The organism is Pseudomonas sp. TE4620, assembly GCF_056279045.1.
This window is the reverse complement of the sequence record NZ_JBWBQO010000001.1, coordinates 2,079,235-2,092,036: the sequence shown is the minus strand read 5'-3', so window position 1 is coordinate 2,092,036 and position 12,802 is coordinate 2,079,235. Positions and strand designations below refer to the sequence as shown.

Here is a 12,802-nt window from a genome sequence, read left to right as displayed (position 1 = left end):
GGCTACTGCGCCCGCAGGTAGTGCAACAGGGTTTCCAGGGCCACCGAGCGCGGCCGCGAACGCAAGGTCAGCAGCCCCAGGTTGACCATCGAGATCGGCAGTTCCACCGGCAGAATGGCAACCATGGCGTAACGGGCATAATGCTCGGCGACGTCGTTGGGCACCACTGCAATCATGTCCGAGGCCTCAAGCATCGCCGTGGTGGCGAGGATCGAGGCGGTCTCGACGATGTCCAGCGACTGCACCATGCCGGCTGCCTGCAGAGCGTTCTCGACCCGCCGGCGCATGGGGCTGCCGATCGGGTGGAGGATCCAGGTCAGCTCGGCCAGGTCGGCCAGCGCAAGGCGTGCGGCGCTGGCCAGCGGATGCCCGGCACGGGCGACCACGCGCATCTGCTCGTCGCTGTCGAACAGTTCGATGTTCAGCCCGTGACTGTCGCTCTGATCCGGCAGGCGCCCGACCACCAGGTCGAAATCGCCGCGCAGCAGCGACGGCAGCAAGGTGTCGCTGGTACCGACCTCCAGCGAAATACGCACCTTGGGGTGCTCGCGCTTGTAGGCCAGCACCGCCTGGGTCAGCAGCCCCGGCACCGGACCCATGACACTACCGACCCGCACCAGGCCGGAGGCGCCGCGGGCCAGTTCAGCGATCTGCGCCTGGGCGTGCTCGAATTCGTGCAGGGCGCCCTGGGCGTAGCGGATCATCACCTCGCCATACAGGGTCGGCTGCATGCCCCGGGGCAAACGCTCGAACAGGCGCACGCCGAGGCGCTCTTCCAGTTGCTGCAGCAACAGGCTGGCCGCAGGTTGCGTGGTGTGCATCGCCGCCGCGGCGCGGCGCAAATTGCCGAACTCGCCCAGGGCGTTGAGCAAGGTGATCTGCCGGCTGGAGATCTTCAGCGCCCCCAGGCTGGCAGGGGCCGGTAGCGCGACGTCGGGTTTAGGAGGCATATCAAATCCGGTATCCATACTTAGGAATTGGCGATTATGCCTGTATCGCTCGACAACCTACAGTCAGGCCTCCCTGTGCCACCCCAGAACAAGAGCCCGCCATGAGCATACGCATTACCCACTTGAGTGTTCGCGACATCCGCTTTCCTACTTCGCTGTCGCTGGACGGCTCCGACGCGATGAACAGCGCCCCGGACTATTCGGCTTCCTATGTCGTGCTGCACACCGATGCCGACAGCCTCGAAGGCCACGGCCTGACCTTCACTATCGGGCGCGGCAACGAGATCTGCGCCGCCGCCGTGCAATCGCTGGCGCCGCTGATTGTCGGCCTGACCCTTGAAGACATCACCGCCGACATGGGCGGCTTCTGGCACCGCTTTACCGCAGGCGACAGCCAGCTGCGCTGGCTCGGCCCGGAAAAAGGCGTGATCCACCTGGCCACCGCCGCCATCGTCAATGCGGTCTGGGACCTGTGGGCCAAGCACGAAGGCAAGCCGGTGTGGAAACTGCTCGCCGACATGAGCCCCGAACAGCTGGTGGGCTGCCTGGACTTCAGCTACGTCACCGACGTGCTCACCCCCGAAGAAGCCATCGCCCTGCTGCGCCGTCAGGTGCCAGGCAAGGCCGAGCGCGAGGCGCAGATGCTGCGCGAAGGCTACCCCGGCTACACCACCGCGCCCGGCTGGCTCGGCTACAGCGAAGAGAAAATGCGCCAGCTGACCCGCGAGGCTATCGCTGACGGCTGGACCCACATCAAGCAGAAAATCGGCGCCAACCTTGAAGACGACATGCGCCGCGCCAGCATCCTGCGCGACGAAATGGGCTGGGAGCGCACGCTGATGATGGACGCCAACCAGGTCTGGAGTGTCGATGAGTCGGTGGCCAACATGCGCCGCCTGGCAGTTTTCGAGCCGCTGTGGATCGAAGAGCCAACCAGCCCCGACGATATTCTCGGCCACGCCGCAATCCGCCAGCGCATTGCGCCGATCGGCGTCGCCACCGGCGAACACTGCCATAACCGGGTGATGTTCAAGCAGATGTTCCAGGCCGGCGCGCTGGATTTCTGCCAGCTCGATGCCGCACGCCTGGGTGGCCTCAACGAGGTGCTGATCGTGCTGCTGATGGCGGCCAAGTACGATGTGCCGGTGTGCCCCCATGGCGGCGGCGTCGGCCTGTGCGAATATGTGCAGAACATCGCCCTGTTCGACTACATCGCCGTCTCGGCCTCGTTGCACAACCGCGTGCTGGAGTACGTCGACCACCTGCACGAACACTTCATCGACCCGGTGGTGATCCGCCGCGGTCGCTACATGCCGCCGCAACGCCCTGGCTACAGCATCGAAATGCACGCGCAAACCCTGGAGCGCTACCAGTATCCCGATGGCGCCGTGTGGCTGGACATCAACCGTGACTGACTGACCTGAGCCTGCGCGCCGCAACACGTGCGGCGCGCAGTACGCACATTTGAACGGGGAAAAAACAATGACAATCCTCACTAACGCGACAGCGGCCGCCGCGCCTGCCGTCGCCGACGACCAGCGCCTGAACCGTCTGCTGCTGCGCAAGCTGATGCCGCTGCTGATCGTGGTCTATGTGATGAGTTTTCTGGACCGCACCAACATTGCCCTGGCCAAGGCCAGCATGGGCATCGACCTGGGCCTTTCGGCCGCAGCCTATGGCCTGGGTGCCGGGCTGTTCTTCCTGACCTACGCGCTGGCCGAAGTGCCGAGCAACCTGATCATGCACCGGGTCGGCGCGCGTTTCTGGATCACCCGCATCATGATCACCTGGGGCCTGCTGTCGGCGGGCATGGCCTTCGTCCAGGGCGAAACCTCGTTCTACATCATGCGCCTGCTGCTGGGCGTGGCCGAGGCCGGGTTGTTCCCCGGGGTGATGCTCTACCTGACCTACTGGTTCGACCGCGAGCAACGGGCGCGGGCTACCGGCTATTTTCTGCTCGGGGTGTGCCTGGCGAATATTCTCAGCGGTCCGCTGGGCGGCGCCTTGCTCGAACTCGATGGCCTGCTGGGCTGGCACGGCTGGCAGTGGCTGTTCGTCATCGAAGGCCTGCCGGCGGTAGCTCTGGCCTATGTGGTGTGGAAGAAACTGCCGGACGGCCCGGCCTCCGCGCCCTGGCTGTCGGCGGCCGATGCCCGCGACATCGAGCAGCGCCTGAACGCCGAAAAAGCCTCGGCGCCGCAACAGAGCCGGCTCAGCCAGATGTTCGCCGACAAACAGATCTGGCTGGCGATCGCGGTGTACTTCGTGCACCAGATCACCATCTATACAGTGATCTTCTTCCTGCCGGGCATCATTGGCACCTACGCCGCCCTGACCCCGTTGCAGATCGGCCTGCTGACCTCGGTGCCGTGGATTGCCGCCGCCATCGGCGCCGCCACCCTGCCGCGCCTGGCCACTTCGCCGGGGCGCTGCCGCACCCTGCTGTTCTTCGGTTTGCTGACCATGGCCGCCGGCTTGCTGCTGGCGTCGTTGTCGAACTCGTTCATCGGCCTGATCGGTTTCTCGCTGACCGCGCTGATGCTGTTCGTGGTGCAGTCGATCATCTTCGTCTTCCCCTCCAGCCGCCTCAGCGGCAATGCCCTGGCGGCGGGCCTGGCCTTCGTCACCACCTGCGGGTTGCTCGGCGGTTTTGTCGGGCCATCGGTGATGGGCCTGATCGAACAGACCACCGGCAATACCCGCAACGGCCTGTGGCTGATCGCCGCGCTGCTGGTGCTGGCGGCGCTGATCAGCACGCGCTTGCGCCAGGGTCAGGAGCCCTAGCACAGCCCGAGGTGACTCCGTCCATCGCAAACCGGCCAGGCCTGTCCATTTTTTGACAAGGCTTGGCCTGCGGATTGCAGAGGCTGGCAATCACCGTCGGGCAGTGACGTAATACTGACGCGACGGCCAGCCCCCCAACGCTTATGGACGCCAGCAATCGCCTTGCTCGGTCACCGGAGAAGTCACGTGTCTACCCTCACTGAAATTGCAGCCAACCACGCCAGAATGATCAACGCCGTGGCCGCCGGCACGAGCGAACCGAGCGAGCGCCCGGCGCTGCTGGTGGTGGGCTTGCAGGCCCCCGCCGGCCTTGACGGGGTAGTCCCGGTACCGCTGGAGCTGATGCTTGCAGCCCAGGAACCCAGCCACTTCACTTGCCTGTCATAAAGGCTGGATAGTCGCTGTAGCCCAGCTCATCTCCGCCAAACAAGCGGCTGCCATCGAACTGCGCCATCGGCCAGCCGTTTGCCAGCCGCGCCGGCAAGTCCGGGTTGGCGACAAAGGGCCGGCCGAAGGCAATCAGGTCGACCAGCCCGGCCTCGAGCAAGGCCTGCGCACGATCCTCGTCGTAGCGCCCGGCAACGATGATGGCGCCGGCAAACACCTGGCGCAGCTCATGGCGGAACGGCTCGGGGATCTGCGGGGCATCGTCCCAGTCGGCTTCGGCCAGGTGCAGGTAGGCAATGCCTTGGGCGCCCAGGGCCTTGGCGGCCTGGAGGATGGTCGGGATGACGTCCGTGCAGTCCATGCCGCGGGCGGTGATGTAGGGCGCCAGGCGCACACCGGTGCGCTGCGCACCGATTTCGTCGGCCACCGCCGCGGCCACTTCCAGCAGAAAGCGGATACGGTTTTCGCGGCTGCCGCCGTAGGCGTCATTGCGCAGGTTGGAGGTGGTGCGCAAGAACTGGTCGATCAGGTAACCGTTGCCCGCGTGAATCTCGACGCCATCAAAACCCGCCTCGCGGGCATGCCGGGCGGCAAGCCGATAATCCTCGATCACCGCTTGAATGTCTGCCTGGCTCAGGGCCCGTGGCGCGCTGACCTCGACCATGCGCCCGACGCCATCATCGCCCACCACCCACACCTGGGCATCGGCACGCAGCGCTGACGGCGCAACCGGCTGGCCATCGGCATGGAAGCTCGCATGGGACATGCGCCCGACATGCCACAGCTGCAGGAAAATCCGCCCGCCTTGGCCATGCACGGCGTCGGTCACCTGACGCCAGCCGGCTACTTGCCCGGCACTGTAGATGCCGGGGGTAAAGCTGTAACCCTTGCCCTGCGGGCTGATCTGCGTGGCTTCACTGATGATCAGGCCGGCACTGGCGCGCTGGGCGTAATAGGCCGCCATCATGGCGTTGGGCACATCACCGGGCTGGCTGCTGCGCGAGCGGGTCATCGGCGCCATGACGATACGGTTGGGCAACTGCAGTGGGCCCAGTTCAAAGGGTGTGAACAACGAAGCTGAAGTAGACATGCGTGTGGCTCTCCTGAAGTCAGACAGGTGCGTGGTCGCACTGCTGGTAGTCGTGGGTAATGCCGAGGTCGTCGCGATCGAGCGGGCAGTCCAGTTCCAGGACCAGGCCGCCGGGCAGGCTGACAAACAGTTGGCAGATGCGTTGCTCCGGTACCAGCGCGACCTGGTAGGCCAGGCCACTGGCGCGGACGCGTTCGAGCACTGCCGACGCCGGCTGCCGGGTACGCAGGGCCAGATGGCTGAGCTCGGTGTGCGGCCCCTGGATCAGGTGCACCAGGGCCTGGTCGCCCTGGTACAGCCATTGCCCGGGAAATGGAAACGCCGGCCTCGGCCCGGGCTCGACGCCCAGCAGGGTTTGCAGCACAGCCTTAAGCTCGCCGTCGGCGGCGGTGGTGAAGGCCAGGTGATCGAACTGCAGGTCAAGGGTCATGCTGAGCACCTCTGTGTGGGGTGTCAGCATGATGTTTGATTGAAAGTCGCTGATAAACAGGGCTGGACTGCAATGACTTGTTAGCAATTTTTATAGATCAGTCGAAACCCGCCACTAGGTGCCGGCTGAGGCCAGGTGCAATTTGCGGCTGAGCGTCGCAGGCAGGCGCTCAAATGGTGAGGATATGCTCATAAAAATCCTTCAGCGCAATAAATCACCAATAACTGCAACTTTCAGGCGATCAGCAAAGGCTTCTTCACCCGTCACTGGCAAAATTAGCAATTATTTCTAGATGTAACAGCGCTAGAATTGGATCCCATCTGCGATTGGCATCGGTTGCTTGCGGGCAACCGGCGCTGCGCAAAACCGTAGGCACAGGAGAACGCCGCCATGATGTTGAAGGATCCTTCTACCAAGTACCGTCACTTCACCACCGTCGACCTGCCGGACCGCCAGTGGCCGAACCGGGTCCAGCAGGTCGCCCCGACCTGGTGCAGTGTGGACATGCGCGACGGTAACCAGGCGCTGATCGAACCGATGAACGCCGAGCGCAAGCGGCGCTTCTTCGACCTGCTGGTCAAGGTCGGCTTCAAGCAGATCGAGGTGGGTTTCCCGGCGGCGTCGCAAACCGACTTCGATTACGTGCGCGAGCTGGTCGAGAGCGGCGCGATTCCTGACGACGTTACCATCCAGGTGATGACCCAGGCCCGCAGCCACCTGATCGAGCGCACCTTCGAAGCCCTCAAGGGCGTGCCCCGGGCGATTGTCCACGTCTACAACGCCACCGCACCGGTGTTTCGCGAGGTGGTGTTCGGGGTCGACCGCGCCGGCTGCATCGAGATCGCCACCCAGGCCACCCGCGAGATCAAGGCCCACATGCAGGCCAACCCGCACACCCAGTGGACCTACCAGTACTCGCCCGAGACCTTCTGCTTTACCGAGCTGGATTTCGCCCTGGAGATCTGCGAGGCGGTGACCGAGGTGTTCCAGCCCTCGCCAAGCAACAAGATGATCCTCAACCTGCCGACCACCGTCGAGGTCTCGACCGCCAACGTCTTCGCCGACCAGATCGAGTGGTTCTGCCGCCACTTGAGCTGCCGCGACAGCGTGGTCATCAGCGTGCACCCGCACAATGATCGCGGTACCGGCGTGTCGACCGCCGAGCAGGCCTGCCTGGCGGGCGCCGAGCGGGTCGAGGGCACCTTGTTCGGCAACGGTGAGCGCACCGGCAACGTCGACATCCTGACCCTGGCAATGAACCTCTACACCAGCGGTATCAGCCCGCAGCTGGACTTCTCGGACATCATCCACGTGCAGCGCGAAGTCGAGTTCTGCAACCAGTTGCCGACCCACCCGCGCCACCCCTATGCCGGCGAACTGGTGTTCACGGCGTTTTCCGGCTCGCACCAGGACGCCATCAAGAAAGGCTTCGCCCACCGGCGCAACAACCCCGAGGGCTACTGGCAGATCCCTTACCTGCCGATCGATCCGGCCGACATGGGCCGCAGCTACGAGGCAGTGATCCGGGTCAACAGCCAGTCCGGCAAAGGCGGCGTCGCCTACCTGCTCGAGCAACACGGCATCGTCTTGCCGCGGCGCCTGCAGATGGAGTTCAGTGGCCTGGTGCAACAAGTGGCCGACGAGGCCGGCCAGGAGATCAGCAGCGACATGATCCTGTCGTGCTTCACCGACAACTACCTTGAGCAAGGCAAGCCCTACACCCTGCAGCAACCTCGGCTTGCCAGCGAAGACAGCTGCACCTACCTCGATGCCCAGTTGGACATCGCCGGCGCGCGCCTGGCGCTCAGCGGCGAAGGCAACGGGCCGTTGGCGGCGCTGGTCAATGCCTTCGCCCAGCAGGGCCTGAACTTCGATATCGCCGACTATCACGAGCACGCCATTCGTGACGGTGCCCAGGCCGAAGCCATCGCCTATGTCGAAATCCGCGTCAACAGCCAGCTGCTGTTCGGCGTCGGCAAAGACAACAGCATCCTCCAGGCATCGCTCAAGGCCGTGGTCGGTGCCGTGTCGCGTGCCACCCGCCAGGGCTTGCTCAAACCCCTGCACGCCGCCAGCGTTTCTGCCTGAGGAGAAAGGCATGGAACCATTAGCGATGGACTATGAACATGGCGAGGTCGTGGGCAGCCACTGCCATGCCGAGGACCAGTTGATCTACGCCACCAGCGGGGTCATGCGCGTGTGCAGCGACGAAGGCAACTGGGTGATCCCCTGCGGGCACGCCCTCTGGGTGCCGGCAGGGGTCAGCCACGAGGTGCGCATGAGCGGCGAAGTGAGCATGCGCACCTTGTTGCTCAGCGCCCACGTCGACCGCTGTCAGGTGATCGTGGTCTCGGGGCTGCTGCGCGAGCTGATCCTGGCCTCATCACGCATGCAGGAGCAGCGCGACGAGTCGTTGGGCGAGCATGTGCGCGCGCTGATTCACCGCGAGCTGGAGGCGGCTGAACGCATCGAGGCGCATGTGCCGGTGCCGCAGCATCCACGCCTGCGGGCCTGGTGCGAGCGCTTTCTCGAAGACCCTGCGCAAGACCTCACCCTGGAGCAATGCGGCGCGCAGTTGAACATGAGTGCGCGCACCGTGGCGCGATTGTTCCAGCGCGAGGTGGGGATGTCCTACGGTGAATGGCGCACCCGCACGCGCATGATTCTCAGCCAGCAGCGCCTGGCCGGTGGCATGCCGATCCTGCACGTGGCGCTCGAACACGGCTACCAGAGTGCCAGCGCCTTTGCCGCGATGTTCAAGCGCATCCTCGGCTACACCCCACGCGACTGGCAGGTCAGCGCCCTGGAAGGCAGCGCCACGCGCAGCCACTGAGACCCGCAGCGAGGATGGCGGCCACGCCCTCCTCGCTGCCGGGCCAGGTTGTCCCGGTCACGGCCATGGTTGTCCCGCTCGCGGCAGAAGCGCTGCCCTCCCCTCGTTAATCTGGCATCACGACCCTAGATGTGACTTTCGTGATGCGTGCACTTCGATCCCCGCCGTTCCCCGCCCGGCTTCTCGCCGCCACCAGCCTCCTGACTGTGCTCTGCGCTTGCACCAGCCAATCCGTAACGACCCCGGCGCCATTGGCACTGCAAGCCGATCCACTGGCCAGCCTGCCCGCCGGCGTCAGCCAGCAGGCCTTGCCCGAGCGCTGGTGGGAGCTGTACCAGGACCCGCAGCTCAACACCTGGGTCCAGCAAGCCCTGGCGCATAACCAGGACCTGGCCCAGGCCGAGGCCAACGTGCAGGCCATGCTCGCCGGTATCGGCGAGTACGACGCCAGACGCTGGCCCTCGACCAGCGTCGAGTTCGGTGCCAGCTACGGCAAAAGTGCCGACGACCAGACCCTGGCCCAGGCCACCGACAGCCATGCGCCGTCGCAATGGGAATTCAACCCGGGCATCGAGCTGGCCTATCAGGTCGATGTCTGGGGCCAGGTGCGGGCTGCCATCGAGCGCGCCCGGGCCCAGGCCGACGCCTCCCGCGAGGCCATGGAGCTGGTGCGTTTGCAGGTGGTGACCCAGACCAGCCGCGCTTACATCGACCAGTGCGTTTACGGCGCGCGCCTGCAGGAAACCGAACAATCCCTGCAGACCCTGGAGCGCAGCGTGCAGCTCAGTGACCGCCAGCGCCAGGCCGGGATCGCCACCGAACTCGATGCGGTGCGCCTGCGCGGGCTGCGCGAGCAGGTCCGCGCGCAACTGCCGATGCTGGAAGCGCGGCGGCAAATGGCGCTGTTCGAACTCAGCGTGCTCAGTGGCCAGCCGCCTGCGGCAATCAGCGCCGGTGCCGCCAGCTGCCGAAGCATCCCGACCCTGAAAGCAGCGTTGCCTGGCGGCGATGGCTGGCAACTGCTGGCCCGCCGCCCGGATGTGCGCAAGGCCGAGCGCGACCTGCGCGCCGCCGACCTTGAAGTCGACATCGTCAAGGCCGACCTGTACCCGAAGGTCAGCTTCGGCGCCTCTTTGACGTCCTCGGACCATCACCTGTCCAACCTCGGTGACAGCCAGGCGGTGATGTTCGCCGTCGGCCCGCTGATCAGCTGGGAGTTCCCCAACATCAAGGCCAACCGCGCCCGGGTCAGCAAGGCCCGGGCCCTGCAGCAAGCGCAGATCGCCCACTACCGCGGCGTGGCCCTGGGCGCGCTCAAGGATGTGCGCCAGGCCCTGGCCGGCTACGACGGCGAACGCCAGCGGGCGCAAGCCCTGGATGCGGCCCTGGCGCACAGCCAGCGCGGCTTTGCCCTGGCCCAGGACAACTACCGCGCCGGCACCGTCGATGCCCTCGAGGTGCTCGACAGCGAGCGCGACCTGATCAGCGTCCGCGCTCGCCACGTCGAGGCCCAGGGACGCCTGGCGCGGGCACAAATCAATCTGTTCCGGGCCCTGGGCGGCAGCTGGCAAACGCCACCGGCCGCGGCCGCGACCCTGGTGCAGAGCGCACCTACCGACACTGGAATCCAACCATGAATATTGCCGTTGAAAAACCACCGCTGGCTGCCGATCAGCAGCAGCGCAAAGCCCCTTTGCCCACCCTCACCCGGCGGCGCCTGGCGCTGTACGCCACAGGCGGCCTGAGCGTGGTGGCGGTGCTGGTGTTCGGCGGCTACTGGTTTAGCACCGGGCGCTTTCTGGAGACCACCGATGACGCCTACGTGCGCGCCGACTGGGTGGCCTTGAGCCCGCGCGTGGCCGGCTATGTCGCCCAGGTTGAAGTCGATGACGACCAGGCGGTAAAAGCTGGCGACGTGCTGGTACGCCTGCAAAACCGCGACTATCAGGCCCGCCGCGACCAGGCCGAAGCCGGGGTGGCCGAGGCCCAGGCTGCGCTGACCGCCGCCCAGGCCAGCCAGCAGGTGGCAGTGGAGCGCATCAACCAGCAGCAGCAAGCCATCCTCCAGGCCGAATCGGCCGTGCACAGCGCCGAGGCCGAGCGGCGCCGCAGCGAACTGGACATGCAGCGCTACCAGGGCCTGGTGCGCGACAACGCCGCCACCGTGCAGCGCCTGGAATCGGCCAACGCCAATGCCATCCAGGCCCGCGCCGCCTTGCAGAGCGCCCAGGCCCGCCAGCGCGAGCAGCAGTCGCAACTGGCAATGGCCAAGGCCCAGGCGCTGCTGGCCGAGGCGCAGATCAAACAACGTTCGGCAGCCCTGGCCAGCGCCAAGGCCCGCCACGCCCTGGCCGACCAGGACAGCCAGGACACAGTGATCCGCGCGCCCATCGACGGCGTGGTCGGCCAGCGCCGGGTGCGCGCCGGGCAATACGTGGTGCCCGGCCAGCCGCTGCTGGCGGTGGTGCCGCTGCACCAGACCTACGTGGTTGCCAACTACAAGGAAACCCAGCTGGCCCACATGCGCCCGGGGCAGCCGGTGGAAATCAGCATCGACAGTTTTTCCAGCCAGCACCTGCGTGGCCGGGTGGCCAGCTTCTCGCCGGCTTCGGGCAATGTCTTCGCCCTGCTGCCCTCGGACAACGCCACCGGCAACTTCACCAAGATCGTCCAGCGCTTTCCCGTGCGCATCCTGCTCGACCCGGCCGAGGACGGCGTGCAGGTGCTGCCGGGAATGTCGGTGGTAACCACCGTCGACACCCGTGGGGAGCCTGCCGATGAGCAGTGAACAGCCGGTCTCGTTGCGGGCCTGGGTGGCGGTGATCGGCGGCTTGTTCGGCTGTTTCATGGCCGGCATGAACGTCCACGTCACCAGCGCTGCGCTGCCGGAAATCCGCGGTTCGCTGGGCGCCAGTTTCGAGGAAGGCTCGTGGATCTCCACCGCCTACCTGGTGGCGGAGATCGTCATGATTCCGCTCACGGCCTGGCTGGTCGAAGTGTTCTCCATGCGCCGGGTGATGTGGACCGGCTCGTTCATCTTCCTGCTGGCCTCGATCGCCTGCTCCTGGGCACCCAACCTTGAGGCGATGATCATCATCCGGGTGATCCAGGGCGCCGCCGGCGCGGTGCTGATCCCGCTGTCGTTCCAGCTGATCATCACCGAACTGCCGGCCAGCAAGATGGCCATGGGCATGGCCCTGTTCAGCCTCGCCAACAGTGTCGCCCAGGCCGCGGGGCCGTCGATTGGCGGCTGGTTGACCGATGCCTATTCCTGGCGCTGGATTTTCTACCTGCAGCTGTTCCCCGGGGTGGCGCTATTGATTGCCATCGCCTGGTCGATCGAGGCCAAGCCGATGAAGCTTGAGTTACTGCGCCGCGGCGACTGGCTGGGGATCTTCGCCATGGTCGTGGGCCTGGGCGGCCTGCAGATCGTGCTCGAGGAAGGTGGGCGCCTGGACTGGTTCGGCTCGGGCTACATCCTCGGCATGTCGGTGGCCGCCGGCATCGCCCTGGTGGTGTTTGTGGTCACCCAGCTGTACGGCAGCCGCGCCTTCATCAACCTGCGCCTGCTCGGGCGCTACAACTTTGGCGTGGCCAGCGTCGCCATGTTCATCTTTGGCGGCGCCACCTTCGGCCTGGTGTTCCTGGTGCCCAACTACCTCTCGCAGTTGCAGGGTTTCAGCGCCCGCGATGTCGGCGTCAGCCTGATCGCCTATGGCCTGGTGCAATTGCTGCTGGCGCCGCTGATGCCGCGGTTGATGGCCTGGACCAGCGCCAAGTTCATGGTTGCCAGCGGCTTTCTGATCATGGCCCTAGGCTGCTGGCTGGGCGCCAGCCTCAACGTCGACAGCGCCGACAACGTCATCATCCCCTCCACCGTGGTTCGCGGCATCGGCCAGCCGTTCATCATGGTGGCGCTGTCGGTGCTGGCGGTGGCGGGCCTGGACAAGCGCGAAGCGGGCTCGGCATCGGCGGTGTTTTCCATGCTGCGCAACCTCGGTGGCGCCATCGGTACCGCCGGGCTGACGCAAATCGTTGCCACCCGTGAGCGCTACCACAGCGAGCGTATTCACGAACATGTCACGGTGTTTTCGCCAGGTTTGCAGGAGCGCCTCAACCAGGCGGTGCACACCTGGCTGCCGCAACAGCAGCAGATACTGGAGGGTCTGGCTGCAACCATACGCCGCGAGGCGTACCTGATGGCCTACAGCGATGCGTTTTATGTCGCCTGTCTGGCCCTGATTGGCTGCGCAGTAGCAGCGCTGGTGCTGCGCACCCAGCGGGCGGCCTGAAGTTTACATGTAATTAATAGTTATAACGGTATTAGC

11 protein-coding genes are annotated in these 12,802 nt (G+C 65.6%); 8 read left to right on the top strand and 3 right to left on the bottom strand.

Annotation, left to right across the window (positions count from 1 at the left end; genetic code table 11):
- Positions 1-2: 2 nt before the first annotated feature.
- Positions 3-950: a LysR substrate-binding domain-containing protein gene (locus ACZ9A3_RS09795; RefSeq protein ID WP_476252471.1), complete on the bottom strand. Its 948-nt coding sequence runs from the start codon at positions 948-950 to the stop codon at positions 3-5.
- Between the two features lie 101 nt (positions 951-1,051).
- Here ACZ9A3_RS09795 and ACZ9A3_RS09790 point away from each other — a divergent pair, with 101 nt between their 5' ends.
- From ACZ9A3_RS09790 to ACZ9A3_RS09780, 3 genes are all read left to right on the top strand, one after another.
- Positions 1,052-2,365, top strand: a complete 1,314-nt coding sequence (locus ACZ9A3_RS09790) for an L-fuconate dehydratase (RefSeq protein WP_045198901.1) — start codon at positions 1,052-1,054, stop codon at positions 2,363-2,365.
- 67 nt (positions 2,366-2,432) lie between these two features.
- Positions 2,433-3,734 (top strand): MFS transporter, encoded by a 1,302-nt coding sequence (locus ACZ9A3_RS09785; protein ID WP_093383117.1) that lies wholly within the window; start codon positions 2,433-2,435, stop codon positions 3,732-3,734.
- 186 nt (positions 3,735-3,920) lie between these two features.
- Positions 3,921-4,121 (top strand): hypothetical protein, encoded by a 201-nt coding sequence (locus tag ACZ9A3_RS09780; protein WP_143013286.1) that lies wholly within the window; start codon positions 3,921-3,923, stop codon positions 4,119-4,121.
- On the opposite strand, the gene ACZ9A3_RS09775 is transcribed toward ACZ9A3_RS09780, so the two are convergent.
- On the bottom strand, positions 4,105-5,211 hold the full coding sequence (locus tag ACZ9A3_RS09775; RefSeq protein WP_093383120.1) for an alkene reductase: 1,107 nt from the start codon (positions 5,209-5,211) through the stop codon (positions 4,105-4,107). The genes ACZ9A3_RS09780 and ACZ9A3_RS09775 overlap by 17 nt on opposite strands.
- Before the next feature lie 19 nt (positions 5,212-5,230).
- Positions 5,231-5,641, bottom strand: a complete 411-nt coding sequence (locus tag ACZ9A3_RS09770; RefSeq protein ID WP_476252470.1) for a VOC family protein — start codon at positions 5,639-5,641, stop codon at positions 5,231-5,233.
- Between the two features lie 390 nt (positions 5,642-6,031).
- Here ACZ9A3_RS09770 and leuA point away from each other — a divergent pair, with 390 nt between their 5' ends.
- The 5 genes from leuA to ACZ9A3_RS09745 all read left to right on the top strand — a co-directional run bounded on the left by leuA (position 6,032) and on the right by ACZ9A3_RS09745 (position 12,766).
- Positions 6,032-7,729, top strand: a complete 1,698-nt coding sequence (leuA, locus tag ACZ9A3_RS09765; protein ID WP_476252469.1) for a 2-isopropylmalate synthase — start codon at positions 6,032-6,034, stop codon at positions 7,727-7,729.
- Between the two features lie 10 nt (positions 7,730-7,739).
- A complete protein-coding gene (locus tag ACZ9A3_RS09760; RefSeq protein ID WP_045198892.1) occupies positions 7,740-8,474 on the top strand; it encodes an AraC family transcriptional regulator in 735 nt (244 codons plus the stop codon).
- Between the two features lie 143 nt (positions 8,475-8,617).
- On the top strand, positions 8,618-10,111 hold the full coding sequence (locus tag ACZ9A3_RS09755) for an efflux transporter outer membrane subunit (RefSeq protein WP_476252468.1): 1,494 nt from the start codon (positions 8,618-8,620) through the stop codon (positions 10,109-10,111).
- A complete protein-coding gene (locus ACZ9A3_RS09750) occupies positions 10,108-11,262 on the top strand; it encodes an HlyD family secretion protein (RefSeq protein ID WP_476252467.1) in 1,155 nt (384 codons plus the stop codon). Before ACZ9A3_RS09755 ends, ACZ9A3_RS09750 begins: the two co-directional genes overlap by 4 nt.
- Positions 11,252-12,766 carry a DHA2 family efflux MFS transporter permease subunit gene (locus ACZ9A3_RS09745; protein WP_045198886.1) on the top strand — a complete coding sequence of 505 codons (1,515 nt, stop codon included), beginning with the start codon at positions 11,252-11,254 and terminating at the stop codon, positions 12,764-12,766. The genes ACZ9A3_RS09750 and ACZ9A3_RS09745 overlap by 11 nt, the downstream gene beginning before the upstream one ends.
- The last annotated feature ends 36 nt before the right edge of the window (positions 12,767-12,802 follow it).

Excerpts from the sequence above, each read along its gene's own strand:
- ACZ9A3_RS09795 (WP_476252471.1), bottom strand. The coding sequence starts at position 950 with ATGCCTCCTAAACCCGACGTCGCGCTACCGGCCCCTGCCAGCCTGGGG.
- ACZ9A3_RS09790 (WP_045198901.1), top strand. The coding sequence starts at position 1,052 with ATGAGCATACGCATTACCCACTTGAGTGTTCGCGACATCCGCTTTCCT.
- ACZ9A3_RS09785 (WP_093383117.1), top strand. The coding sequence starts at position 2,433 with ATGACAATCCTCACTAACGCGACAGCGGCCGCCGCGCCTGCCGTCGCC.
- ACZ9A3_RS09775 (WP_093383120.1), bottom strand. The coding sequence starts at position 5,211 with ATGTCTACTTCAGCTTCGTTGTTCACACCCTTTGAACTGGGCCCACTG.
- ACZ9A3_RS09770 (WP_476252470.1), bottom strand. The coding sequence starts at position 5,641 with ATGACCCTTGACCTGCAGTTCGATCACCTGGCCTTCACCACCGCCGCC.
- leuA (WP_476252469.1), top strand. The coding sequence starts at position 6,032 with ATGATGTTGAAGGATCCTTCTACCAAGTACCGTCACTTCACCACCGTC.
- ACZ9A3_RS09760 (WP_045198892.1), top strand. The coding sequence starts at position 7,740 with ATGGAACCATTAGCGATGGACTATGAACATGGCGAGGTCGTGGGCAGC.
- ACZ9A3_RS09755 (WP_476252468.1), top strand. The coding sequence starts at position 8,618 with ATGCGTGCACTTCGATCCCCGCCGTTCCCCGCCCGGCTTCTCGCCGCC.
- ACZ9A3_RS09750 (WP_476252467.1), top strand. The coding sequence starts at position 10,108 with ATGAATATTGCCGTTGAAAAACCACCGCTGGCTGCCGATCAGCAGCAG.
- ACZ9A3_RS09745 (WP_045198886.1), top strand. The coding sequence starts at position 11,252 with ATGAGCAGTGAACAGCCGGTCTCGTTGCGGGCCTGGGTGGCGGTGATC.